Consider the following 22,774-nt stretch of genomic DNA (forward strand, 5'->3'; position numbering starts at 1 on the left):
AACCCGTCATGAGCCCTCTGCGATGAGGAACTCCTGCGGCACCTCGTCATGCACGGTGAACACCGAGTCGAGCCCCGTGACCTGCAGGATCTTGCGTACGGCGGGACGCGGTGCGGCCACCTCCAGCGCCCCTCCCTGCTCTTTCATCCGCTTGAGCGCCGAGAGCAGCACGTTCATCCCCGTGGAGTCGCAGAAATCCACGGCGGACATGTCGATGACCACCCGGCTAGGCCCGTCCTGCAGCAGCCGAGTGAACTCGGACTGCAGGTGAGGCGCCGTATAGAGGTCGATTTCTCCGGTGATGGCAACGAGTGCGCACCCGGCATGTGATCGAGTCGAGACCTTGAGCTCCACATGGGCAGGCTAGCGGCGCGAGCGCTTCCGGTCACGTTGTCACGCCGATAGGGGAACCACAGGTTTTTGTCCTCCGTTTGGGCTCCATGAAAACGGAGAGTACGCGAAGCTTGACAGCGTGACACGGGAACCGCCACCGCTTCGTGGAGAAGGAGGGGCTGGGGCACGACCGACGGGCCCCGCATCGATGAACGCCGAAAAACCCGAAGACGCTCAGCGCCAGGGCCTCCGAGAACGCCTGGAGACCATCCAAATCAGCACAGAGAAGGCGACGTCATGGCATGACCAAGCGGGGCGCCTGCGCGGCCTGGTGAACCACGAAGGCTACGTCCCCATCCGCACCCGGCTCGCGATCGAGGACCTGGAGTTCCTCGCCGGGGCGCGCACCGAGCTGCTCAGGTTCTCGGAGCTCGGGCTCAGGTTGCTCGATCTCCATCAGCCGCGCGACGCGGGGGGCATCACGAGTGACACCGCCCACCCGATACTGCGGTGCCGGAGCTGCATGTGGCGCTGGCCGTGCCCGACGTTCCGGGCGATGGCCGAGTCGTTCGGCGAGCCCCGGGACCTGCCGGAGAGCGCCTGAGCGGGGGTGCGCGGACGTCAGCCGCCGACCAGGGGCAGCCGGATCTCGAACCGGCACCCCGGCCCGTCGTTGACCACCTCGATCACCCCGTCGTGCGCCTCGACGATGCCCTGCGCGATGGCCAGCCCGAGCCCGGCCCCTCCGTCAGCGGTAGGGGTACGAGCCGCCTCCCCCCGGAAGGCCACCTCGAACACCCGCGGCAGGTCCTCCTCGGGTATCCCTCCGCAACAGTCCGTGACCGACAGACAGGCCATCCCGGCGGAGTCGACCTCGGCCCGCAGGATCACGCTCTGATCGGACGGCGTGTGCCTGATGGCGTTGACCACCAGGTTTCCCAGGGCCCTGCCGAGGGCTCCGGCGTCGGCCTCCACGGGCACGGCCGCCGACGCCTCGGCCGTGAGCACCACGCCCTTGGCCCTGGCCAGCGGCTCCGCGCCGGCGAGCGTGTCGGCGACCAGGTCCGCGAGCCCGATCCTGGCCCGTGACAGCCGCAGCGCCCCCGCGTGGATCCGCGACAGCTCGAACAGGTCGTCCACCATGGCCGACAGCCGCTCGACCTCCAGCTTGATCTGCCCGTGGTAGCGCGCGACCGTCTCCGGGTCGGACACCACGCCGTCCTCCAGCGCCTCGGCCATGGCTCGCATCCCGGCCAGCGGCGTGCGCAGGTCGTGGCTCACCCAGGCGACGAGCTCGCGCCTGGCGCCCTCCAGGGCCCGCTCCCGCGCGTACGCCTCCTCCAGGGTGTTCGCGATCGTCCGCAGCTCGGCGGGCAGCCCCGGGGGCGCCGTGAACGGCGCGACCTTCACGGCCTCCACCAGCCGCCTGCTCTCCCCGACCACCCGCCTGGCCAGCACGAACGCCACGCCCAGCCCCACCAGCCCGCCGACGGCCACCACGCTCAGCACGAAGTCCTTCGTCGCCCCCTCGATGATCATCTTGTTGATGATCGCCACGACGCCGGCCAGCGTGGCCGTCACGGCGACCACCACGACCACGGCCAGCATGACCCCGATCGACCTGGTACGCAGCCGCCACATCAGCCAGATGCCGGACAGCGCGATCAGCAGCCCCAGCCCGGCCGTGACGGCCACGATCATGGGCAGGTCGCCCGGCCGGGGCATCAGGCGTCGTCCATGGGCTCGTACCGGTAGCCGACCCCCCACACCGTGACGATCCTGCGCGGCTCGGTCGGATCGGGCTCGATCTTCTCCCGCAGCCGCCGCACGTGCACGGTCACGGTCGAGGAGTCGCCGAACGACCACCCCCACACCTGGTTGAGCAGCGCCGACCGGCTGAACGCCTGCCGCGGGTTGCGCATGAGGTGGGCCAGCAGGTCGAACTCGCGGGCCGTCAGCAGCACCTCCTCGCCGCGCAGCCGCACCTCGTGGGCGCCCACGTCCACCACCAGGTCCCCGTCGCGCAGCACGCCGGTGCCCCCGGTGACCGAGGCCCCGCGCGCCCGCCGCAGCACCGACTGCACGCGCAGCGCCAGCTCGCGCGGGCTGAACGGCTTGGTCACGTAGTCGTCGGCCCCGGTCTCCAGCCCGACCACGCGGTCGATCTCCTCGCCGAGCGCGGTCAGCATGATCACCGGGACCGGCCAGCGCTCCCTGAGCTTCCTGCACACCTGGAGCCCGTCGAGCTTGGGCAGCATCAGGTCGAGCACCATGAGGTCGGGCGGCCGGGCCAGCGCCCTGCGCAGCGCCTCGGCCCCGTCGCCGACGCACTCGACCTCGTGCCCGTCACGCTCCAGATAGCGCGCCACGACCTCGGACACGGTCGGATCGTCGTCGACCACCAGGATGCGCGTGTTCACCCCTTCACGGTACGGCCGGGCCGTGGGGAAGTGATGTACGCGTCATCGCTTCGTAAGGCTCGCGGATCATGCCCCGAGGACGTACGGTGGCTCCATGGGTAGAGTCGTGATGCTCGTCATAGGGACCTTGCTGGGTCTCTTCGTGCTGTTCAATTTCCTGCTGCCGATGCTGGCAGGCCTGATCAAGCTCGCTCTGATCGTCGGCGTCATCGCGGTCCTCGTCTTCGTGGCGGTCGCCGTGGTGGGCAAGTCGTCGCGGTCCCACTGACCCTCGATGCAACTCCTGTTCGACCCGTGGCTGGTCGGGATCACCATGGTGGCGATCCTGCTGCTGGCCACCTGGGCGGCCACGCTGCTGCCCGCCCTCAGCGGGGAGCCGCCGAGCTTCCCGCTGTCCTACGCGCGCCGCACGGCCTTCCAGCGGCAGCGTGATCCCGACGCGGCCGGCCGGTCGCGTCCACGAGCGCCTTAGGCGTGCCCCGCTTCCACGTCACGTCACGTCAAGCGGGGCTCTCTCGACAACGAGCGAGCCCGGACATCCCCCTTCGAGGAAACAGGGCTCATGATCGATTCTCTTGTCACGTTCGTCATCAGCATGTCCGGCGGCAGCGCCGCGCTCGGGATCGTGCTGTTCACGCTGGCCGTACGGCTCCTGCTGCTGCCGCTCAACGTCCGCCAGACCCGTACCGTGAAGATCCGCGAGAAGCTCGCGCCCAAGCTGCGTGAGCTGCAGAAACGCCACGGGCGCAACCCCGAGCGGCTGTCGAGGGAGCTGAGCGCGCTCTACGCCAAGGAGGGCACCTCGCCGTTCGCCGGGTTCCTCCCGATGCTGGCGCAGTTGCCGTTCATGTGGCTGATGTACAGCGTCGCCACGCATCCGACCGCGCTCGTGGGGCACCAGCTTTTCGGGGCTCCGCTGGGTCAGCAGGTCGCCGGGGTGATCGCTAATTACGGTCTGGTCAGCGGGCCATTTTTGGTCTTCGTATTGGTCGTCGCGCTGGTCGCAGCGGTGGCATGGCTGTCCGCCAGGCAAATGAGGATCGCCGAGGAGCAGCCGGAGCTGATGAAGAAGATCATGCGGCTGCTGCCGTACGGCTCGGTGCTGGCCGCGCTCTTCCTGCCGCTGGCCGCGGGGCTCTACCTGCTCGTCTCGTCGGCGTGGGCCGTCACCGAGCGAGCAGTGCTCAACAGGCGGCTGCAGCTTGCCTAACTGACCTCTCGCAGGGCCGCCACCTGCCCGTTCATCGACTGGCTCGGAGCGGGCAGGATGGCCCAGACGGTTGTCGTGTCACCGTCGTGCCTGACCCCCCAGCTCTCCGCCACGTACTCCACGATGCCCAGCCCCCGGCCCCCGAGCGAGGACAGGGTCGGGCGGCCCGCCCGCGGCTCGGTGGCCGCTCCCCCGTCGCTCACCGCCACTTCGATGTGATCGTCGCTGCGCAGCCAGGCGACCCTGACCATTCCCGACGGCAGCGGATGCGCGTGCCGCAGCGCGTTGCTCAGCAACTCGCTCACCACCAGCACGGCATCGTCGATCGCGGCGGCAAAGACCCCACTGTCCTGCAGGTCAGTGCTCAGACGCTGGCGGGCGACGGCAACGCTGGACGGCGCGTACGGCAGCAGCACCACGCTTGACACACCCACCTCCCCGTTACCTGTGCCCCCCGCGGGAACACTCCCCGGTACGACCGAAATGCCCCGTTACTCGATCCCAGAAACCGCATCTCGATCACAGCTTGTACACATTGGACGATAGATCAGCTCAACCGTGACCACCTCGTTACCGCATCGGTGTGTCGGATCGGATAGGGGCAGCACACCTGAGTACGAGTCGCATTCTGGTGCCCCCTTCCGGCCTTGGATGCGCGCTCACATCTCCCCCCTGTGCCCTGGCGAGGCTGCGGACGATGTAGAGACCGAGCCCTACTCCACCAAACCGTCTCCGGTCGCCGCTGTCCACCTGGACGAAGCGCTCAAAGATCCGCTCCCGGTCAGGCGGGGCGATACCGACCCCCTCATCATCGACCACCACGACCACGTTGTCGTCCTCGGGCCAGGCCCCGACACTGATCAGCCCGCCCCTGGGCGAGTACTTGAACGCGTTCTCCAGGAGCTGGCCGAGGATGATGTCGGTGGCCAGGGCGTCGCCCAGCACGTACGGCAGCCCTTCTGAAAGGTCCACCTCCACCCGGTGCTTGTCCGACAGCGAGGGCAGCCCCAGAGTGGCCCCGTCGATCCGCTCGGCCAGGTCGAACTCCTCGATCCGCACCTTCAGCTCGTCGGCCCCCGCCCTGGCCCCCAGCAGCAGGTGGTCCATCAGCTCGCCCAGCGACCTGGCCCGCTCGGCGATCGTGTGCACCGCGGAGCGGCGCTCGGGATCGTTCATCTTGTCCCAGCGCGAGTCGAGCGTGCTGGCGAACCCCCGCACGATCGTGATCGGCGTGCGCAGCTCGTGGCTGGTCGTGGCCAGGAACAGGTCCTTGGCCTCCTCCAGCTCCTTGGCCGCGGTCACGTCGCGGAAGTCCACGACGACCTCGCCGGTCTCCACGATCTGCGCGCTGACCACGTCCAGCCACCGCCCGTTGTCGAGCTGGAAGGTGCCCGTCTCGCCCGGCCCCGGCACCGGGAACGGCGGCGGCCCGCCGATGACGCAGTCGCCCGGCAGCGCGGTCAGCTCGGCCGCGGCCGGGTTCCAGCGCACGACCCGGCCGGCGTGGTCGAGCACGGCGATGCCGTCGGCGCTGGCGTCGAACACCGCCCGCTCGTGCGCACGCTGCCGCACCGCCTCCTGGTAGGCCACCGCGTTGCCGACCGCGATGCCCGCGTGCCCGGCCAGCAGCTCCAGCAGCTCCAGCTCGACGTGCCCGGGCGTGCTGTTGGCGAACAGCGCGTAGAGCGCGCCGTACGGCCGCCCGCCCACGGCCGCCAGCCCCAGCGCGATCGTGTGCAGCCCGCCCAGCCGGGCCCACACCAGGTCGTCCAGCCCGTGCGACTCCAGCAGCACGGTCCTGCCCGTTCGTAAAAGTTTGTCCACCAGGCTCGTCCGCAGCTCGGTGGTGGTGCCCCTGATCGAGGCGGGCAACTGGTACGTGCTGACCAGGCGCAGCCGTTCCCCCTCGATCAGCACGAACCCGCCCGCGTCCGCGCCGGTGAGCTCGGTGAGGCTGGCCGAGATCCGGTCCAGCACGGCCGACAGCTCCAGCTCGGAGTTGATGTCGCCGACCACGTCGGTGAGCCGGCGCACGAGCCTGGCCCGGCGCGCCACCCGTTCCCTGGCCACGTGGTCGGCCAGCGCCGGGTGGTAGACGCACACGTAGCCGCCCACGGCGCTGCCCAGGCGCAGCGCGCTGATGTCCACCCGCAGGTCGAGCAGGGTGCCGTTGCTGTGCAGGCGTCTGGTGCGCAGCGACACCGGCTCGCCGGTGCGCACCCGCTCCAGGGCGGCGGTGTGCTCGGTGGTCAGCTCGTCCGGCACGATGGGCGCCCTGCGCCCGATCACCTCCTCCGCGCTCCACCCGAACACCCGTTCCGCCGCGGCGTTCCACACCAGCACGCTCTGGTCCCGGTCGAGCGCCACGACGGCGTTGGGCGAGCTGGCGAGCGCCGCGCGAGCGATCTCATCGTCACTACCGGCCCATTCGTCCCCCACTACTCCATAGTGCACGCGGTGCGGTGGGTGCGTCGGGAGATCCGTCCGATACGCTGCGGTCACGGTGATTCCCGGCGGTGGGAGGGTGCGAGGCATGTCGAGCAACGATCTCGATGCCCTGTTGCGGGTGACCTCCAGCACCTATCGGGGCGAGACCCCGCCCGACATCGCCTTCGGCACCTACGACGGCGCCGTGGGCCGGCTGGTGCTGGCCGTGACGGGCAAGGGCATCGCGGCGTGCAGCTTCGAGGCGGAGAACGACGTGTTCGAGCTGGTCACCAGGCATGTGGGCAGCTTCATCGGCCCCGACGCCAGGCGGCTCGACCCGGTGCGCAGAGAGCTCGACGCGTACTTCTCCGGGCGGCTGCGCACGTTCACCACGCCGGTGGACCTGGCGCTGGCCACGCCGTTCGCGCGCACGGTGCTGCAGAAGACCATGGCCGTGCCCTACGGCACCACCACGACGCTGGAGCGCATCGGCGAGAGCATCGGCCGGCCGCGCGCGCTGCGGGCGATCGGCAACGCGCTGGCCTCCAACCCCGTCTGCGTGATCGTGCCCTGCCACCGGGCGGTGCGCGAGGACGGCGCGCTCGGCGACTACGCGGGCGGCCCGGCCGCCAAGCAGCACCTGCTCAACGTCGAGCGGAGGAATTCCGAAGCAGCAGGCCGATGAGCAGCGTGACCAGGGCGGCCACCAAGGCGCCGCCCAGCGCGCCGTTCATCCACACCTGCCGGGTCAAGCCGATGGCCTCGCGCAGGCCCGCCCAGACCCCGTCCCACGCCGCGATGGTCGGCGTCGAGGTCGTCAGCCAGTAGGCCACGAAGCCCAGCGCCCACGGCACCAGCATGGACCAGCGCGAGGGCGCGTTCTCCTCGGTGTTCCAGCGGCGGGCGCCGCCCAGCAGGAAGTAGTCCACGGCCAGCACCGCGAACATCGGCACGAACACCGCCCCGATCACGGTCAGGAACGCGCCGTACGACGTCACGTCCACGAGCAGGGCGATCACGACGGTGAGCACCCCGATGGCGACGGAGAAGGCGCGCCGGTCCACCCGCGGCATCAGGTTCTGCAGCGAGACCGTGGTGGAGTAGACGTTGGCGAAGGACTGGTCGGTCTCCCGCAGCACCAGGATGGCGAAGAACAGCGCGCCCAGCGGCACGGCCACGAACGTGCCGAACACCGCGTCCGCGTTGCCCGCGATGGCCACCGCGTACACGCCCAAGCCGAGGCACGCCACCTGGGCCAGCGTGTAACCGCCGACCACCCCGGCGAAGGCCGCGCCGGTGGAGCGCGAGTGCCGGGCGAAGTCGGCAGCCATCGGCACCCACGACACCGACAGTGCGATCACGTAGTCGACCGCGGCGGGGAAGGCGGTCCACGAGCCGCCCACCTGCGCCGGCGCCTGACGCAGGAAGAACCAGGTGAACCAGACCATCGCGATGATCACGCCGATGGTGACGTACCGGCGCAGCACCCGGATCGACCCGAGCGGCCAGATCGTCAGCGCGGTGGTCAGCACCCCCGCCACGATCACCCACACCGCGTACGGCACCGCCGGGAAGATCGCCCCGGCCCCCGTGGCGATCACCCACAGCTCGAACGCGCCCCAGCCGAGCATCTGCACGATGTTCAGCAGCGTCGGCACGTAGGAGATCCTCGCCCCGAACAGCCCCCGCAGCAGCACCATCGCCGGCTGCCCCGTCTGTGTCCCCGGGATGGCCGACAGGCCGACCATGGCCGTGCCGATCAGGCTGCCGACCACGGTCGCCACGAGCGCCGCGGCGAGGCTGAGCGGGGCGTTGCCGAGCGGGTTGACCAGGAACATCGCCCCGGAGAAGCCGAGGAGGCTGACGCCGAGGTTCGCCCAGAGCGCGCCCTGGTCGAGCACGCCGAGCGTCTTCGGCGGCCGGCCCTCGAGTGTCAGCGGAACTTCGTCGGCGACATGCGTCATCGCACACTCCCTACGCCGGCATTACCCGGACAGGTTCAGGCGGTCGGCAGCGGATCAGTAGCTGCCCTCTCAGCCCGGCACCCCGAGCTCCCGCGACGATCTGTAGTTGGCGCCCTCATCATGCCTCAATGGCGGCGAAACCGCCATAGTGGGCGAGTTCAGGCGACGTACGGCTGCTGCCCCGTCTCGCTGACCATCGGCTTGCTCGCGGACTCCCACGCCTGCATGCCGCCCCCCACGTTCACCGCGTCGCGCCCGAGCTGGTTGAGCCAGGCCGTCACGTTCATGGAGCGGCCGCCCACCCGGCAGACGACGTAGACGGTGCGGTCGGCGGGCACCTCGTCGACCCGGCCCTGGATCTGGGTCATCGGGATGTGCACGGCCTCCGGCGCGTGGCCGGCGAGCCATTCGTCCTGCTCGCGGACGTCGAGCAGGTAAGCGTCCGCGGGGACGGCGGTGGCCTCGATCTCAGGAACGGTCATGACTCCATCATCTCGCGCCTGGCGTCGTAGGAGGCACGCGCCGCGATGATCTCCTCCTGGTGCTGCTCGGTCCAGGTCACCAGGGACTTGATGGTCTGGTGCAGCGTGCGGCCGAGCGGCGTCAGCGCGTAGTCCACGCGGGGCGGCACGACCGGGTGGACCGTCCGGCTGACGAGGCCGTCGCGTTCGAGCTGGCGCAGGGTGACGCTGAGCATGCGCTGGCTGATGCCGTCGATCTCGCGGCGGAGCTGGGTGAAGCGCAGGCTCTGGCAGTCGAGCAGCGCGATCACCAGCAGCGACCACTTGTCGGCGATGCGGTCGAGGATCTGCCGGACCTCGCAGTCCTCCCGCACGTCCCACTGGCGCGCGTCGTAGTCGTCGTCCACGGTGCCTTCGCAGTAACCGAGTGATCGAGAAGTGCCTTCTTCCACAACAAACCATGTTGGCGCATGATTTGGGGCGGTTACAAGAGAGAACCGACCTTCCTAGAAGTAACCGGGGGTTTGTTGTGTCTGTCCCTGCCCGTTCCTGGGGCGTACTGATCGTTCTTTGCGGCGCCATCTTCCTGGAGGGCATCGACGTGGCGATGCTGAACGTCGCCCTCCCGTCCATCCGGGCCGATCTCGGGTTGTCCACCGGCATGCTGAGCGGGGTCGTGAGCGCGTACGTGCTCGGCTACGGCGGTTTCATGCTGCTCGGCGGCCGGGCGGCCGACCTGCTGGGGCGGCGGCGGATGTTCCTGTTCTGGCTGGTGGTGTTCCTGCTGTTCTCGGGGCTCGGCGGCTTCGCGGACGAGGGGTGGGTGCTGCTGGTGGCCAGGTTCGTCACCGGGGTGGCCGCCGCGTTCATGACGCCCGCCGGCCTGTCCCTGATCACCACGAACTTCCCCGAGGGCCCGCAGCGCAACAGGGCCCTGCTCATCTACGCGGGCACGGCCGCGGGCGGCTTCGCGCTCGGGCTGGTGATCGGCGGGCTGCTGACCGCGATCGGCTGGCGCTGGGTGTTCTTCGCCCCGGTCCTGCTGGCGCTGGTCATCCTGATCGCCGCCATCCCCCTCATCAAGGACCAGGGGGAGCGCCCGGCGGCGGGCGGCTTCGACGTGGCGGGCGCCTTCAGCGTCACCGGCGCGATGATCCTGCTCGTCTACGGCGTCGTCCGCCTGGAGCATCCCTCCGACGGCCCGCTCCTGACGGCGGCGGTCTTCGCCGCGGGCCTGGCCCTGCTCGCGCTCTTCGTCGCCGTGGAGCGCCGCTCGACAAGCCCGCTCGTCCGTCTGGGGATCCTGCGCTCGGGCCCGCTGGTCCGCGCGAACGTGATGGCCGCGCTGCTCACGGCCTCGTTCTTCGGCTTCCAGTTCCTCATCACGCTCTACCTTCAGGAGCTGCGCGGCTGGTCCACCATCCAGACGGGGCTGGCCCTGCTGGCGGCCGCCGCCGACGTGGTGCTGGCCCCCACGCTCACGCCGTGGCTGGTCAACCGGTTCGGCAACGCCAAGGTGGTGCTCGGCGGCCTGGTTTCGGGCCTGCTGGCGTACGCACTGTTCCTCGGGGTGGGCCTGGACTGGACGTACGCGGCCATGCTGCCGTCGATGCTGCTGATCGGCCTGATGTTCGCCTTCGTCTACGGCCCGCTGACGATCGTGGCCACGGACGGCATCGCCGAGCACGAGCAGGGCCTGGCCGGCGGCCTGATCAACTCCTCGTTCCAGTTCGGCGCGGCCCTGGGCCTGTCGATGGTGACCGCCGTCAACGTGGCGGCCCTGGGCGCGGCGACCGGCCCCGAGGCCGGGCTGGAGGCGATGCGCACGGCCCTGGTGGTGCCCGTCACGGCCACGCTGCTGGCGACGGTCGTCGCCGTCGCGGGCCTGCGCGCCCGCGCCCGCAAGCCCGCGGGCGACCAGGTGCTGAGCGCTACTTGAGCAGCTTGGACAGGCGGCGGTCGGCCAGCGGCTTGCCGCCTGTCTGGCAGGTGGGGCAGTACTGCAACGACGAGTCGGCGAACGAGACCTCCCTGATCGTGTCGCCGCACACGTCGCAGGGCTGCCCCGCCCGGTTGTGCACGCGCAGGCCCGACTTCTTCTCCGCCTTGAGGTCCTTGGCCGCCAGGCCGTGCGCGCGCTCGACGGCGTCGCGCAGCGTGGTGACGATGGCCTCGTGCAGGTCGGCGATCTGGGCGTCGGTCAGCGTGCCCGCGATCTTGAACGGGGACATCCTGGCGGCGTGCAGCACCTCGTCGGAGTAGGCGTTCCCGATGCCCGCGATCACCTTCTGGTCGCGCAGGAGGCCCTTGATCTGGGTGCGGTTGCCGCCGACGATGCGCTTGAGCGCTTCGACGGTGAAGGAGTCGGCGAGCGGGTCGGGGCCGAGCGCGGCGACACCGGGCACCTCGTCCGGATTTTTCGTGACATAAACGGCGAGCCGCTTCTGTGTCCCCGCCTCCGTCAGCTCGAACCCCGGCGCCAGGCCCTCGTCGTCGGGCGCCAGCCTGACCCGGACCGCCAGCGGCCCCTTGCCCGGCCGCACCGGCTTGGCGCCGGACAGGTCGTCACGCCAGCGCAGCCACCCCGCGCGGGCCAGGTGGATGACCAGGTGCAGGCCGTCGCAGTCGAGGTCGAGGAACTTGCCGTGCCTGGCCACGCCCGTGACGGTCAGCCCGCCGAGCGCCGTGACCGGCGGATCGAACGTCTTGAGCGCCTGGATGGCGACCACGTCGACCCCCAGGATCGTGCGGCCCACCGCCCGCTCGCGCAGGAAGTGGGCGAGTGACTCCACTTCGGGAAGTTCGGGCATGCCACCAGGGTACGTGCCGCACCCGCCGGCTACGGCACGTCCCAGAACGCCAGCTCGTGCCTCATCCCCTCGGTGAACAGCTCCTCGGCGCGGGCCGGGTCCGGCCCGGCCTCGTCGATCATCTGCCCGATCCGCACCGTGAGCGCGGCGAACCCCGGATCCGCGTACGTGTCCACCCAGGCCCGGTAGCGCGGCTCCTCGGGCGGGTTCTCCGCCAGGATCCGCCCGAGGTTCGAGTATCCCCACATGCACGGGTACAGCGCCGCCAGGCCCTCTCCGTACGAGCTCGCCGACTCCAGCAGGAACCCCGTGTACGCCGCGCACGCCGGCCCCTTCACCGCCCCTTCCAGATCGGCCCCGAACTCCGCCGACATCGACCGGTGCAGGCTCAGCTCGTCGTGGAAGGTCGTGTGCGCCAGATCCACCAGGTCACCCAGGTGCGCGTCCGGCGCCTGCCAGGCCAGCCGGGCGAACACCCGCACGTAGTCGAGCAGGAACAGGTAGTCCTGCTCCAGCCACGACCGGAACACCGTCTCCGGCAGGTCACCGCGCCCGATCCCGGCCACCGTGGCGTGGTCGAGCTGCGCCTGGAGCAGCGGCCGGCCGATGGCGTGCAACTCATCCGAAATGCTCATGGCTGGGAGGTTAGTGTTCGAGGCATGACGGTGACGATCGCCGAGGAGCTCCTCCTGCTCGCCTACAGCGACGACAAGGGCAGGCCACTCGTCAGCACCGCGTACCTCGACCCGGCCGTCGCCGGCGCGCTCCTGGCCGAGCTGGCCGTCCACGACCGGGTGGAGCTGACCGGCAGGAAGCTGACGGGCAGGAAGCTGACGGTCACGGACCCGGCGCCGCTCGGCGACGACGAGCTCGACGCCGTCCTGGCCCTCATGGCCGGCAGGAAGAGCGACAGGAGCCCGGCCTGGTGGGTGCAGAAGCTGCAGTCGCACAAGCTGCGCAACCGCCTGCTCTCCCGGCTGGCGGGCATGGGCGTGTTGTCGGAGCAGCGCGGCAGGGCGCTGGGCCTGTTCCCTGTCACCCGCTGGCCGGAGGTCTTCCCCGGCGTGGAGGCGGACGTCAGGGAGCGGGTGTCCGCCGTCCTGGCGGGCGCCGACCCGGACGACCGCACCGCCGCGCTGATCTCGCTCGTCCACGCCGCCGGCCTCAGCCGCAAGGCCTTCCCCGGCGCGGACAGGAAACGCGTCAAGCACATCGCCCAGGGCGCCTGGGCGGCCCAGGCGGTGGCGCAGGTCATCGCCGCCATCGGCGCCGCCGTCACCTCCTCCGGGGGAGGAGGCGGCGACGGCGGAGGCGGGGGCGGAGGCGGGGGCTGAGCGGGCCTCAGCCCGCGTCCACGATCTCCTTCGGCACCGGCTGGTCGGCCTTCAGCGCGTCGAACAGCGCCAGCGCCTTCGCCCGGTCCCACTTGACCGCCGTGCCGCCGCCCGGAATCACCTCGTTGCCGCCGAACGGCACCACCGTGGTCACCGGGCTGTCGCCCATGGCCAGGCCCAGCGAGAGCATGTTGAACGCGCCCGTGCCCGAGTCGACCTCGACCGCGTCCGTGGCGCTGAACGCCAGCGGGATCGAGGTGAACGGGTTGAGCAGCACCCCCGGGCTGGCGGCCTTCTTCACCACCGCGCCGAGGAACTGCCGCTGCCGCTTGGTCCGCTCGAAGTCGGGCAGCGCGCCGCCCTTGCGGGTGCGCACGTAACCGAGCGCCTGCGAGCCGCTGAGCTCCTGGACGCCCTTCTTGAGGTTGAGGCCCGCCTTGGGGTCGTTCACGGCGGCGCGCACGTTGATCTCGACCCCGCCGATGGCGTCCACGATGTCCACGAAGCCGGCGAAACCGATCTCCATGTAGTGGTCGACGTGCACCCCGGTGACCGTCTCCACGGTGCGGACGAGCAGCTTGGGGCCGCCGATGGCGTACGCGGAGTTGAGCTTGTCGCGGCCCTTGCCGGGGATGGTGACGGCCGAGTCGCGCGGCAGGCTGACCAGCGTCGGCTTGTCGCTGCCCTCCGGGATGTGCAGCAGCATCATCGAGTCCGTGCGCTGCCCGGCGGCCTGCCCCGTGGCCAGCTTCCTGCGCTGGGCGGCGGTCAGGCCCTTGCGGCTGTCGGAGCCGACGAGCAGCCAGTTGGTGCCCGGGGTGTCGGCGGGCCGGCCCTCGTAGTCGTCGAGCACCCCGTCGATGCCCGCCAGCCGCGAGTCGATCACGAAGAACAGCGCGACGGCCGCCACCAGCAACACCACCAGGAGCCCGGCGACGATGCTCACGACGGCCTTCCAGGAGATCCTCCTGCGCGGCCCCCTGGGCCCGCCGCGGCGCCCGGCGGGGCCTCCGGGCCCGCTGGGCGGCTCCTCGCCCCGCGACCTGAACGGCCTGACCGGGCTCTTGCCGGAACGCTCGCGTCCGTAGACCCGCGAGCTGCCCCGCACGGGCTCGTCGGCCCGCGGCGACTCGGGGACGTGGGCGGCGGTGGGAAGCTGGTGAGTCGGCGCTCCCGGCCCTGCCGGGGGGAGCCGGTGAGCGGGCGCGCCCCCCGAGCGCAGGCCGTCACTGGGCCGTGGCGGGAGCGGGCGGCCGTCGCCTGGTGAGCGCATGGCCCGGGTCCGGTCGTCCTCGGTCACTTCGCCTTCTTCCCTTCGCTTTGTCATAGACGCTACGTCCAACCCCCCAGCAGTGAAGACGTTCCGCCAAGGTTTCTCCACGGAAAAGTACGCGGAACTAGCTGAGAGTCACTGCGGAAACATAGATGCCACCTGCGTCGTTACGGTTATGGACGACCTCTATCGAAGGGATGATCGTGTCCGATCCGGACCCGTGGAGTCTTCGCCCGTGCACGGGCACGGGTTCCTCTGAGGGCTCACTGCGGTGAGCGCCTATCTCGGGCTGCTGGCCCTCTTGCTTCTCACCGCGGCGACCGGCTACTTCGTCGCCCAGGAGTTCGCCTTCGTCGCCGCCGACCGGGGGGCGCTGCGCGAGCAGGCCGCCGCCGGCGACGCCTCCGCCGAGAAGGCACTCCAAGTCACTTCCCGCCTGTCCTTCATGCTCTCCGGCGCCCAGCTGGGCATCACGGTGACGGCGCTCCTGGTCGGCTTCCTGGCCGAGCCCGCGATCGCCACGATCGTCCGGCCGTTGCTGGCCGGCACGGGCCTGTCCGACGGCATGATCACGGGCATCTCCGTGACGGCCGGCGTCTTCGTGGCGACCGTCGTGCAGATGGTGTTCGGCGAGCTGGCGCCCAAGAACCTGGGCATCGCCAGACCCGAGCAGGTGGCCAAGTTCCTGGCCCGCTCGACGCTGATCTACCTGGCGGTCGTGGGCCCGGTGGTCAGGCTGTTCGACTCGGCCGCGACGGGCCTGCTCAGGCGCGTCGGCGTCGAGCCCGTGGAGGAGGTGGAGCACGGCGCCACCCCCGAGGAGCTCTCCCGCATCATCGCGGAGTCGACCCAGGCGGGCGAGCTGCCTCCGAGGCTCTCCGACCTCCTGGAGCGGGCGCTGGAGTTCGGCGACCGCACGGCGGAGGAGATCATGGTCCCCCGCCCCCGGGTGGTGGTCCTGCGCGCCTCGCAGCCGATCAGCGACCTCCTCGCGGTCATGCGCGAGTGCGGTCACTCCCGCTACCCCGTGGTGGGCGAGGACGGCGACGTGATGGGCGTCACGGGCGTCCGCGAGCTGCTCGCCTCCGGCCTGGAGGAGGGCAGCATCTCCGCGATCACGCGCCCCGCCCTGCTGGTGCCCGACTCGGTCCCGCTTCCTGCCGTTCTCGACAGGATGCGGGCGGCCAAGGACGACATCGTCTGCGTCATCGACGAGTACGGCGGCCTGGCAGGCGTCATCACCATCGAGGACCTGGCCGAGGAGCTGGTCGGTGAGCTGGTGGACGAGAACGACCCCGAGCCGGTGGGCGCCGTCGAGCACCCGGGCGGCATCTGGGAGGTGCCGGGCAGCCTCCGCCTCGACGAGGTCGAGCGGGCGACAGGGGTGGCGTTGCCGGAGAGCGACGATTACGACACCCTCGCCGGCCTGGTGCTGGCCAAGCTGGGCAGGATGCCCAACCCCGGCGACACGGTGACCGTACCGATCGACGCCAACAACGACCCCTTCGCGGAAGACGTGGAGGAGCACCAGGCGGAGCTGACGGTGATGTCGCTCAACCGGCGGGTGCCCGAATGGGTCCGCCTGACGCCGCTGCGGCACGCGGAGGCGACGTCCCGATGACCATGATCATTCTAAGCCTCGCGCTGCTGGCCTTCAACGCGCTCTTCGTGGCGGCCGAGTTCGCCTTCGTCTCCTCGCGGCGTCATCGCCTGGAGGAGATGGCGGCGGGCGGCAACCGGCTCGTCAGGATCGCGGCCAGGTCGGCCGCGGGCGGCAGCCGCCAGCTCTCCCTGATGCTGGCGGGCGCCCAGCTCGGCATCACGCTGTGCACCCTGGGTCTCGGCCAGGTGACCGAGCCCGCACTGGAGCACTACCTGGAGCCGGTCTTCGCCGCGATCGGCGTCCCCGAGGCCATGCGGCTGCCGATCGCGCTGGTGATCGCCCTGGCCCTGGTGACGTTCCTGCACATGGTCATCGGCGAGATGGCCCCCAAGTCGTGGGCCCTGACCCACCCCGAGCGGGCGGCGCTCCTGCTGACCTTCCCGTTCCGGGCCTTCACCACGGTCATGCGCCCGCTGCTCTCGGCGCTGAACGGGCTGACGAACGTGATACTGCACCTCTTCGGCGTCCAGGCGAGGGACGAGCTGGCCACGACCAGGACCCCGCGCCAGCTCGCCATGCTGGTGGGCGAGTCGGGCCGGATGGGCCTGCTGGACCGGGAGGAGCACGACCTGCTGACCCGGGCCCTGCGCCTGGACGACGAGGGCATCGAGCGCCTCATGGTGCCCATCGACCAGGCGGTCAAGGTCACGGCGACGGCCACGGCCGCCGAGATCAGGTCGACGGCGGCGGGCAGCGCCCACCTCCGGCTCCTGGTGGAGGGCCCGAACGGCGTGGAGGGCGCCCTGCACGTCCGGGAGGCCCTGCTGAAGCCGGAGAGCAAGGCGTCGGACCTCATCAGGCCGCTGCCCAAGCTCCCGTGCACCACGCAGGTGCCCGAGGCCGTCACGGCCCTCCAGGAGGCCAGGTCCCACCTGGCTCTGGTGACGAACGCGGCGCACGACGTGATCGGGATGGTGAGCCTGACCGATCTGGTGGGCGAGCTGCTGGACACCAGAGCGGCCTAGAACGGGTGTGCGGGGGCGCTCGACGATGCGCGCCCCCGTCGCACCTCGGCTGCACGTCGGCTGCACGTCGGCGCCGAGGTGTGAGCTAAATCACTCAAGCCATTCGAAAGTGATCTGCAAGTGAGGGCATCTAGGGTCTCCATGCGGAGCACAGCCCGTACTGACAAGGTCGTGACAAAGAAGTAGCCCCGGCTCTTGCGAACCGGGGCTTGTTTCGTCAGTGTGGGTCTGCCGATTTCATCGGTGACCCGAGTGGGCGAGGAGGGATTTGAACCCTCACGTCCTTTCGGACACACGGACCTGAACCGTGCGCGTCTGCCGTTCCGCCACCCGCCCTTGTGGGTGCGGAAAGAACATTAGCACGGAACAGCCACTGGTACTGAACCCGGATACGATCGCATAAGACACGGGAGCGGAGGAGCTGGGCGCGAGGGCCGACGAGCGCCTGGACGACCGTGACGTGGAACGAGCGGAGACCGGGCGCCGATAGCGTCTCGGGGCCGCGATTTATGCACGGAGGAAGGGAGGTACCCGGTGGGAGTCCTTCAGCGCTTCGAGCGAAGGCTCGAAGGCCTGGTGGAGGGAGCCTTTGCGCGGGCGTTCAAATCTGACCTTCAGCCGGTCGAGGTCGCCAGCGCGGTTCAGCGGGAGATGGATGAGCGTGCGGCGATCGTCGCTCAAGGTCGCACGCTCGTGCCCAACGACTTCGTGGTGGAGCTGTCCACGACCGACAGCGAGAGGCTTGAGGTCTACGCCGACAGCATCAGCCACGAACTGGCCAACCTCGCCAGGGAGTACGCCAAGGAACAGGGCTACTCCTTTGTGGGACCGGTCCGGGTCCGCTTCGAGACCGCCGGCGACCTGGCTGTGGGTCTGTTCCGCATCAGATCGGGCGTCATCCGTGGCGCGACGGTCGAGCAGGACGAGATCCGCCAGCCGGCGAGCGACCTGCCTCCGTCGAGGCCCGGCGCGTTCAACGGGCGGCCGCGGCTGCTCGTCTCCACCCAGGATGATCCGCAGGGCGACCGCTCCTACGAGCTCACCACTCCGGTGACCTTGCTCGGCAGGGGCACCGACTGCGATCTTCGTCTCGTCGATCCAGGAGTGTCGCGGCACCATGCGGAGCTGCGCGTCGAGGGCCAGACAGTGGTTCTCGTGGATCTCGGATCGACGAACGGCACTTTCGTCAATGGCCAGCCGGTGCGCAGGATCGAGCTCCAGAACGGCACGCGAGTGACGTTGGGGCGTACGACTCTGGTGTTCCGGCGCGATTAGGGGTAGACAGACGGTCCATGTCCGAGCTCACGCTGCTGCTGATCCGGCTCGCTTTCCTGGCGGTGCTGTGGTTCTTCGTCATTGCCGCAGTCGGCGTGATCCGGACTGACTTGTTCGGTTCACGCACGGCTCCCGCGGGCGCACGTAAGGCCGCGAAACCCGCCAAACCCGTGGCAAAGCCCAAGAGCAAGAAGGGCGAGCCACGCCAGCTCATCGTCACCGGTGGCCCCCTCCAAGGCACCACCATCGACCTCACGGAGACGCCCATCACCATTGGCCGGGCCAATGACGCCACGCTGGTAGTCACCGACGACTACGCTTCCAGCCGGCACGCCCGGCTCTTTCCTCAGGACGGTCAATGGATCGTGGAAGATCTTGGGTCCACCAACGGCACGTATCTCGACCGCTCGAAAGTCACCCGCCCGACCCCGGTGCCGCTCGGTGTTCCGATCCGCGTCGGCAAGACAGTCATTGAATTGCGCAAATGACCATCGCACTCCGCTACGCCGCCCGCTCGGACGTCGGCCTCCTCCGCGAAGGGAACGAGGACTCGGCGTACGCTAGCGGCCGCCTGCTCGCCGTCGCCGACGGCATGGGCGGGCACGCACACGGCGAGGTGGCGAGCTCAGTCGCCATCGCCGCCATGGCCTCTCTGGAAGAGGCCCAACAGGGGGGTGACCTGCTCAACGCCATCGAGGCAGCGGTACGCGACGCCAATCGCAAGCTGCACGAGATGGTGGGGCGGGATCCCAGCCTCAAAGGCATGGGCACGACTCTGACGGCCATGCTCTGGAACGGCACCCAGGTCGCGCTGGTGCACGTGGGCGATTCGCGCGCCTACCTGCTCAGACGCGGGGAGCTCTACCAGATCACGCATGACCACACGCTGGTGCAGCAGCTCGTCGACGACGGGCGCATCACACCGGAAGAGGCGGCCACGCATCCGCAGCGCTCGATCCTGCTGCGCGCGCTCGACGGCAGTGGCGAGGTCGATCCCGACCTCACGCTCCGCGAGGCGCAGGTGGGCGATCGCTACCTCCTGTGCTCCGACGGCCTGTCGGGCGTGGTGAGCGCCGAGACGCTGCACGCCACGCTCACCAACATCGACGACCCGGAAGAGGTCGTCCGCCAGCTCATCGACCTGGCGAACAGAGGGGGCGGGCCGGACAACATCACGTGCGTGCTGGCCGACGTGCTGGAGATCACCGATGGGCAGCAGGTGCCCGCGGAGGCCGCCGTCGTCGGCGCCGCGGGCATGACCCGGCTGCACGGTAGTCCTCAGGACACCTCGCCGGGGCGAGCCAACGCGGTGACCGCACCCCAGCCGGTGATCACCGATGACGAGTTCGAGGTGCCGGACGCCCCTCAGGCGTCCCGGCGGCCCGGCAGGCGTCGTCGCGTGTGGCCCGTGCTGGTCACCGTGTTGGGCATTGGCGTCGTCACCGTCGGCGTCGGCGGTTACTTTGGATATCAGTGGACTCAGGACCAGTTCTTCGTCGGAGCGAGGGGCGACGAGGTGGTCGTGTTCCAAGGGATCCAGAGGGAGTTGGGGCCTTTTCCGCTCTTCCACGTCAAGAAGCCCACGGGCAAGCAGCTCTCCAAGCTGTCCGAGGCCGACCAGGCGCTGATCAAGAGCGGCATCCCCGTCACCACCGAAGCCGAGGGCATAACGAGGATCAACGCCTTGAAGTTCGCCGACTCAGAGCCGAAACAAGAGGCCACCGCGGAGGCGAGCCCCACCCCCACGCCTTCCGCGTCCGCCACCGCCACCGCCACCAAGACGAAACAGCAGTAGATGAGCGAAGTCGCCGTCTCCCCCGTCCCGATGCCGGCCAAGCGTCGCGGGGCGCAGCTGATCATGCTCGCGCTCGCGGTGCTCATCATCATGGGCGCCTACGCCAACGTGGGCCTGGCGATCGACGGCCAGGTGCCCGCGGGCATGCTGACGTACGGCCTGAGCCTGGGCGGCCTGATGCTGGCCGCCTATCTGGTGCTGGCCAAGTTCGCCCCCTGGGCCGACCCGCTGATCCTGCCGCTGGTGACGCTGGTCAACGGCATCGGCCTGGTAGTGATCTACCGGCTGGAGAGCGCTCCCATGAAGGGCGCCTCCGCGACCAACCAGATCATCATGACCGGGATCGGCGTGGTGCTCTTCGCCGTGACGCTGCTGGTCCTGCGTGACCACCGGGCGTTGCAGCGGATGACGTACACCGCCGGGCTGGTCGGCGTGGTCCTGCTCGTCTCACCGCTGGTACCCGGGCTGGGCAAGGAGATCAACGGCGCGCGGATCTGGATCGGGTTCGGCTCGGCGACCATCCAGCCGGCCGAGTTCGCCAAGATCGCACTGGTCGTCTTCTTCGCCGGCTACCTCGTCGCCAAGCGCGACGTGCTGGCGCTGGCCGGGCGCCGGCTGCTCTTCATCGACCTGCCCAGGGCGCGCGACCTCGGCCCGGTGCTGATCACCTGGGCGGTCGCCATCGGCGTGCTGGTGCTGCAGAAGGACCTGGGCTCGTCGCTGCTGCTGTTCGGCGGCTTCGTGGTGATGCTCTACATCGCCACCCAGCGCACGTCGTGGGTGCTCATCGGCATCCTGCTGTTCGTCGGCGGCGCGTTCCTGGCCGGTCAGCTCTTCTCCCACGTGGGCGACCGCTTCGACGTCTGGCTCAACCCCGGCTCCGACGAGTACTACGAGCGCGAGTTCGGCGGCAGCTACCAGATCATGCAGGGGCTGTTCGGCCTGGGCGCCGGCGGCATCCTGGGCACCGGGCTCGGCCAGGGCCACCCCGAGCTGATCCCGCTGGCCTTCTCCGACTTCATCTTCAACGCCACCGGCGAGGAGCTCGGCCTGACCGGGCTGATGGCGATCCTGATGATCTACGCGCTGATCGTCCAGCGCGGCCTGCGCACCTCCCTGGCGGCCCGCGACCCCTTCTCCAAGCTTCTGGCGGGCGGCCTGTCGTTCATCCTGGCCTGGCAGGTCTTCATCATCGTCGGAGGCGTGACGAACCTCATTCCGCTGACCGGCCTGGTGACGCCGTTCATGTCCCAGGGCGGCTCGGCCCTCCTGGCTAACTGGATCCTTATCGCGCTGCTGGTACGAACGTCAGATGCCGCCAGACGCCCCCCGCCTCAAGCGATCCAGAACGAAGGACTGACGCAGGTGTTCCAGCGATGAACGGCACTCTGAAGCGCGTGGCCGTGGCATGCCTGGCCATGTTCGCGCTCCTGATGATCAATGTGAACTTCCTCCAGGCCGTACGGGCCGAGGAGTACCGCACGGACGCGCGCAACACCCGCAACTACTACGACCGCTACGCCATCGAGCGGGGCCGCATCACGGCCGGCGGCAAGGTGCTCGCGCAGTCCGTCGAGACCAAGGACAGCGACTTCAAGTTCGTCAGGAAGTACACCGACGGCAAGCTGTACGCGCACGTCACCGGCTACTTCTCGCCGGAGAGCGAGAGCGCGATCGAGCGCAGCGAGAACGCCCTGCTCGACGGCTCCAGCGCGGACCTGCTGCTGCGGCGCAGCATCGACCTGTTCACCGGCGAGCCGACCAGGGGCGCCAGCGTCGATCTCACGATCAACCCGAAGGCCCAGAAGGCGGCCTACGACGCGCTGCGCAACAGCGGCAAGCGCGGCGCCGTGATCGCGCTCGACCCCAAGACGGGGGCGATCCTGGCGATGGTCTCGCTGCCCACGTTCGACCCGGCGGAGCTGTCGGGCACCGACAAGGGCACGGTCTTCAAGCGGTACGACGAGCTGGACTCGGACAAGAGCCAGCCGCTGCTCAACCGCACGATCTCGCAGACGTACCCGCCGGGCTCCACGTTCAAGGTCGTGACCATGGCGGCCTACCTGGAGGCCGACTCCTCGCGCGGCCCGCAGACGACCGTGGAGGCGCCGCAGCGGCTGCCGCTGCCCCAGACCAACATCAGCCTGCCCAACTACGGCGGCGCGGCCTGCGGCAGCGGCCAGGTGACGCTGGTGTACGCGCTGGAGAGGTCCTGCAACACGCCCTTCGCCTCGATGGGCATGGAGCTGGGCTTCGACGCGATGAAGGAGCAGACGGAGAAGTTCGGCATGGGCACGCCGGTGTCGGTGCCGATGGCCGCGGCGCAGAGCGACTTCGGCAAGGACTACGACAAGGCCGCGCTGGCCATGGCCTCGATCGGGCAGAACAGCAACCGGATGACGCCGCTGCAGATGGCCATGATCGCGGCTGGCATCGCCAACGACGGCACGGTGATGAAGCCGTACCTGGTCAACAAGATCACTGACGCCAAGAACGACACGATCGAAGAGGCCGAGCCCGACGAGCTGAAGACGGATGCGGTCAGCTCCGAGACGGCCGGCAAGCTGCGCGAGATGATGGTGAGCGTCGTGAGCAACGGCACCGCCAACCTGGCGCAGGTTCCAGGCGTCCAAGTAGCGGGTAAGACAGGCACCGCGGAGACCGCCGACGGGGCGCCGCCGCACGCCTGGTTCATCTCCTTCGCTCCCGCCGAGGACCCGAAGGTGGCCCTCGCGGTCATCGTCGAGTCCGGCGCAGCCAACGTCGGGGCGGAGGCGACCGGCGGTCACACCGCCGCGCCGATCGCAAAGGCCGTGCTGGAGGCGGTGCTGAACAAGTGATTGA

Annotated in this window: 25 protein-coding genes, 1 tRNA gene and 1 riboswitch; of the genes, 14 read left to right on the top strand and 12 right to left on the bottom strand. The window is 69.8% G+C overall.

Going from position 1 to position 22,774, the window contains the following annotated elements; all coding sequences use genetic code 11:
• Positions 1-6: 6 nt before the first annotated feature.
• On the bottom strand, positions 7-354 hold the full coding sequence (locus HD597_RS50485; protein ID WP_148443648.1) for an STAS domain-containing protein: 348 nt from the start codon (positions 352-354) through the stop codon (positions 7-9).
• Between the two features lie 310 nt (positions 355-664).
• Between HD597_RS50485 and HD597_RS50490 the strand changes: the two genes are divergently transcribed.
• Positions 665-937 (top strand): hypothetical protein, encoded by a 273-nt coding sequence (locus HD597_RS50490; RefSeq protein ID WP_240973466.1) that lies wholly within the window; start codon positions 665-667, stop codon positions 935-937.
• A 17-nt stretch (positions 938-954) separates the two neighbouring features.
• Here HD597_RS50490 and HD597_RS50495 read toward each other — a convergent pair whose 3' ends face one another.
• Positions 955-2,058 carry a sensor histidine kinase gene (locus HD597_RS50495; RefSeq protein WP_253754529.1) on the bottom strand — a complete coding sequence of 368 codons (1,104 nt, stop codon included), beginning with the start codon at positions 2,056-2,058 and terminating at the stop codon, positions 955-957.
• Positions 2,058-2,753 carry a response regulator transcription factor gene (locus HD597_RS50500; RefSeq protein ID WP_253754531.1) on the bottom strand — a complete coding sequence of 232 codons (696 nt, stop codon included), beginning with the start codon at positions 2,751-2,753 and terminating at the stop codon, positions 2,058-2,060. Before HD597_RS50500 ends, HD597_RS50495 begins: the two co-directional genes overlap by 1 nt.
• Positions 2,754-2,847: 94 nt before the next feature.
• Here HD597_RS50500 and HD597_RS50505 point away from each other — a divergent pair, with 94 nt between their 5' ends.
• From HD597_RS50505 to HD597_RS50515, 3 genes are all read left to right on the top strand, one after another.
• On the top strand, positions 2,848-3,021 hold the full coding sequence (locus HD597_RS50505) for a hypothetical protein (RefSeq protein WP_187415187.1): 174 nt from the start codon (positions 2,848-2,850) through the stop codon (positions 3,019-3,021).
• Positions 3,022-3,027: 6 nt separating this feature from the next.
• Positions 3,028-3,225: a DUF6412 domain-containing protein gene (locus HD597_RS50510; protein WP_253754533.1), complete on the top strand. Its 198-nt coding sequence runs from the start codon at positions 3,028-3,030 to the stop codon at positions 3,223-3,225.
• A gap of 90 nt (positions 3,226-3,315) precedes the next feature.
• The gene (locus HD597_RS50515; RefSeq protein ID WP_253754535.1) at positions 3,316-3,963 is read left to right on the top strand and encodes a YidC/Oxa1 family membrane protein insertase; all 648 of its coding nucleotides are present in this window, start codon (positions 3,316-3,318) and stop codon (positions 3,961-3,963) included.
• Here the strand turns inward: HD597_RS50515 and HD597_RS50520 are convergent.
• Both HD597_RS50520 and HD597_RS50525 read right to left on the bottom strand, forming a co-directional pair.
• On the bottom strand, positions 3,960-4,391 hold the full coding sequence (locus tag HD597_RS50520; protein WP_230465692.1) for an ATP-binding protein: 432 nt from the start codon (positions 4,389-4,391) through the stop codon (positions 3,960-3,962). The genes HD597_RS50515 and HD597_RS50520 overlap by 4 nt on opposite strands.
• Before the next feature lie 142 nt (positions 4,392-4,533).
• Positions 4,534-6,402 (bottom strand): ATP-binding protein, encoded by a 1,869-nt coding sequence (locus HD597_RS50525; RefSeq protein ID WP_253754537.1) that lies wholly within the window; start codon positions 6,400-6,402, stop codon positions 4,534-4,536.
• A gap of 94 nt (positions 6,403-6,496) precedes the next feature.
• Between HD597_RS50525 and HD597_RS50530 the strand changes: the two genes are divergently transcribed.
• On the top strand, positions 6,497-7,075 hold the full coding sequence (locus HD597_RS50530) for a methylated-DNA--[protein]-cysteine S-methyltransferase (protein ID WP_253754539.1): 579 nt from the start codon (positions 6,497-6,499) through the stop codon (positions 7,073-7,075).
• Here HD597_RS50530 and HD597_RS50535 read toward each other — a convergent pair.
• The 3 genes from HD597_RS50535 to HD597_RS50545 all read right to left on the bottom strand — a co-directional run bounded on the left by HD597_RS50535 (position 7,035) and on the right by HD597_RS50545 (position 9,222).
• Positions 7,035-8,354, bottom strand: coding sequence for a purine-cytosine permease family protein (locus tag HD597_RS50535; RefSeq protein ID WP_253754541.1), 1,320 nt, complete (start codon positions 8,352-8,354; stop codon positions 7,035-7,037). The genes HD597_RS50530 and HD597_RS50535 overlap by 41 nt on opposite strands.
• Positions 8,345-8,458, bottom strand: a riboswitch (TPP riboswitch). (Overlaps the previous gene by 10 nt.)
• Before the next feature lie 54 nt (positions 8,459-8,512).
• Positions 8,513-8,836: a rhodanese-like domain-containing protein gene (locus HD597_RS50540; RefSeq protein WP_253754543.1), complete on the bottom strand. Its 324-nt coding sequence runs from the start codon at positions 8,834-8,836 to the stop codon at positions 8,513-8,515.
• Positions 8,833-9,222: a winged helix-turn-helix transcriptional regulator gene (locus HD597_RS50545; RefSeq protein ID WP_253754545.1), complete on the bottom strand. Its 390-nt coding sequence runs from the start codon at positions 9,220-9,222 to the stop codon at positions 8,833-8,835. The genes HD597_RS50540 and HD597_RS50545 overlap by 4 nt, the downstream gene beginning before the upstream one ends.
• A gap of 122 nt (positions 9,223-9,344) precedes the next feature.
• Here HD597_RS50545 and HD597_RS50550 point away from each other — a divergent pair, with 122 nt between their 5' ends.
• Positions 9,345-10,754 carry an MFS transporter gene (locus tag HD597_RS50550; protein ID WP_253754547.1) on the top strand — a complete coding sequence of 470 codons (1,410 nt, stop codon included), beginning with the start codon at positions 9,345-9,347 and terminating at the stop codon, positions 10,752-10,754.
• Here HD597_RS50550 and HD597_RS50555 read toward each other — a convergent pair.
• Both HD597_RS50555 and HD597_RS50560 read right to left on the bottom strand, forming a co-directional pair.
• The gene (locus HD597_RS50555) at positions 10,747-11,625 is read right to left on the bottom strand and encodes an Fpg/Nei family DNA glycosylase (protein WP_253754549.1); all 879 of its coding nucleotides are present in this window, start codon (positions 11,623-11,625) and stop codon (positions 10,747-10,749) included. The genes HD597_RS50550 and HD597_RS50555 overlap by 8 nt on opposite strands.
• A gap of 29 nt (positions 11,626-11,654) precedes the next feature.
• Complete coding sequence (locus HD597_RS50560) at positions 11,655-12,260, bottom strand: TenA family protein (protein ID WP_253754551.1); 606 nt, start codon at positions 12,258-12,260, stop codon at positions 11,655-11,657.
• A 24-nt stretch (positions 12,261-12,284) separates the two neighbouring features.
• Between HD597_RS50560 and HD597_RS50565 the strand changes: the two genes are divergently transcribed.
• Positions 12,285-12,959 (top strand): GOLPH3/VPS74 family protein, encoded by a 675-nt coding sequence (locus HD597_RS50565; RefSeq protein ID WP_253754552.1) that lies wholly within the window; start codon positions 12,285-12,287, stop codon positions 12,957-12,959.
• A gap of 7 nt (positions 12,960-12,966) precedes the next feature.
• On the opposite strand, the gene HD597_RS50570 is transcribed toward HD597_RS50565, so the two are convergent.
• Positions 12,967-14,259, bottom strand: a complete 1,293-nt coding sequence (locus HD597_RS50570) for an LCP family protein (RefSeq protein WP_253754555.1) — start codon at positions 14,257-14,259, stop codon at positions 12,967-12,969.
• 244 nt (positions 14,260-14,503) lie between these two features.
• Between HD597_RS50570 and HD597_RS50575 the strand changes: the two genes are divergently transcribed.
• Both HD597_RS50575 and HD597_RS50580 read left to right on the top strand, forming a co-directional pair.
• Entirely contained in the window at positions 14,504-15,853 is a 1,350-nt protein-coding gene (locus HD597_RS50575; protein WP_253754557.1) for a hemolysin family protein, read from the top strand.
• Positions 15,850-16,860, top strand: a complete 1,011-nt coding sequence (locus HD597_RS50580) for a hemolysin family protein (RefSeq protein ID WP_253754559.1) — start codon at positions 15,850-15,852, stop codon at positions 16,858-16,860. Before HD597_RS50575 ends, HD597_RS50580 begins: the two co-directional genes overlap by 4 nt.
• A 253-nt stretch (positions 16,861-17,113) precedes the next feature.
• Here the strand turns inward: HD597_RS50580 and HD597_RS50585 are convergent.
• Positions 17,114-17,196, bottom strand: a tRNA-Leu gene (locus tag HD597_RS50585).
• A gap of 198 nt (positions 17,197-17,394) precedes the next feature.
• Between HD597_RS50585 and HD597_RS50590 the strand changes: the two genes are divergently transcribed.
• The 5 genes from HD597_RS50590 to HD597_RS50610 are packed head-to-tail and all read left to right on the top strand — an operon-like array spanning position 17,395 to position 22,770.
• Positions 17,395-18,135 (top strand): FHA domain-containing protein, encoded by a 741-nt coding sequence (locus HD597_RS50590; RefSeq protein WP_185111214.1) that lies wholly within the window; start codon positions 17,395-17,397, stop codon positions 18,133-18,135.
• Positions 18,136-18,152: 17 nt separating this feature from the next.
• Positions 18,153-18,623, top strand: coding sequence for an FHA domain-containing protein FhaB/FipA (locus tag HD597_RS50595; protein WP_080044005.1), 471 nt, complete (start codon positions 18,153-18,155; stop codon positions 18,621-18,623).
• Entirely contained in the window at positions 18,620-19,930 is a 1,311-nt protein-coding gene (locus HD597_RS50600) for a Stp1/IreP family PP2C-type Ser/Thr phosphatase (protein WP_253754561.1), read from the top strand. The genes HD597_RS50595 and HD597_RS50600 overlap by 4 nt, the downstream gene beginning before the upstream one ends.
• Positions 19,931-21,310 carry an FtsW/RodA/SpoVE family cell cycle protein gene (locus HD597_RS50605; RefSeq protein ID WP_253754563.1) on the top strand — a complete coding sequence of 460 codons (1,380 nt, stop codon included), beginning with the start codon at positions 19,931-19,933 and terminating at the stop codon, positions 21,308-21,310.
• Positions 21,307-22,770, top strand: a complete 1,464-nt coding sequence (locus HD597_RS50610; RefSeq protein ID WP_253754565.1) for a peptidoglycan D,D-transpeptidase FtsI family protein — start codon at positions 21,307-21,309, stop codon at positions 22,768-22,770. Before HD597_RS50605 ends, HD597_RS50610 begins: the two co-directional genes overlap by 4 nt.
• Positions 22,771-22,774 lie beyond the last annotated feature (4 nt).

This window comes from Nonomuraea thailandensis, assembly GCF_024172165.1.
GTDB lineage: Bacteria > Actinomycetota > Actinomycetes > Streptosporangiales > Streptosporangiaceae > Nonomuraea > Nonomuraea thailandensis.

Excerpts from the sequence above, each read along its gene's own strand:
- HD597_RS50610 (WP_253754565.1), top strand. The coding sequence starts at position 21,307 with ATGAACGGCACTCTGAAGCGCGTGGCCGTGGCATGCCTGGCCATGTTC.
- HD597_RS50565 (WP_253754552.1), top strand. The coding sequence starts at position 12,285 with ATGACGGTGACGATCGCCGAGGAGCTCCTCCTGCTCGCCTACAGCGAC.
- HD597_RS50560 (WP_253754551.1), bottom strand. The coding sequence starts at position 12,260 with ATGAGCATTTCGGATGAGTTGCACGCCATCGGCCGGCCGCTGCTCCAG.
- HD597_RS50595 (WP_080044005.1), top strand. The coding sequence starts at position 18,153 with ATGTCCGAGCTCACGCTGCTGCTGATCCGGCTCGCTTTCCTGGCGGTG.
- HD597_RS50580 (WP_253754559.1), top strand. The coding sequence starts at position 15,850 with ATGACCATGATCATTCTAAGCCTCGCGCTGCTGGCCTTCAACGCGCTC.
- HD597_RS50540 (WP_253754543.1), bottom strand. The coding sequence starts at position 8,836 with ATGACCGTTCCTGAGATCGAGGCCACCGCCGTCCCCGCGGACGCTTAC.
- HD597_RS50600 (WP_253754561.1), top strand. The coding sequence starts at position 18,620 with ATGACCATCGCACTCCGCTACGCCGCCCGCTCGGACGTCGGCCTCCTC.
- HD597_RS50605 (WP_253754563.1), top strand. The coding sequence starts at position 19,931 with ATGAGCGAAGTCGCCGTCTCCCCCGTCCCGATGCCGGCCAAGCGTCGC.
- HD597_RS50510 (WP_253754533.1), top strand. The coding sequence starts at position 3,028 with ATGCAACTCCTGTTCGACCCGTGGCTGGTCGGGATCACCATGGTGGCG.
- HD597_RS50505 (WP_187415187.1), top strand. The coding sequence starts at position 2,848 with ATGGGTAGAGTCGTGATGCTCGTCATAGGGACCTTGCTGGGTCTCTTC.
- HD597_RS50530 (WP_253754539.1), top strand. The coding sequence starts at position 6,497 with ATGTCGAGCAACGATCTCGATGCCCTGTTGCGGGTGACCTCCAGCACC.
- HD597_RS50515 (WP_253754535.1), top strand. The coding sequence starts at position 3,316 with ATGATCGATTCTCTTGTCACGTTCGTCATCAGCATGTCCGGCGGCAGC.
- HD597_RS50555 (WP_253754549.1), bottom strand. The coding sequence starts at position 11,625 with ATGCCCGAACTTCCCGAAGTGGAGTCACTCGCCCACTTCCTGCGCGAG.
- HD597_RS50495 (WP_253754529.1), bottom strand. The coding sequence starts at position 2,058 with ATGCCCCGGCCGGGCGACCTGCCCATGATCGTGGCCGTCACGGCCGGG.
- HD597_RS50535 (WP_253754541.1), bottom strand. The coding sequence starts at position 8,354 with ATGACGCATGTCGCCGACGAAGTTCCGCTGACACTCGAGGGCCGGCCG.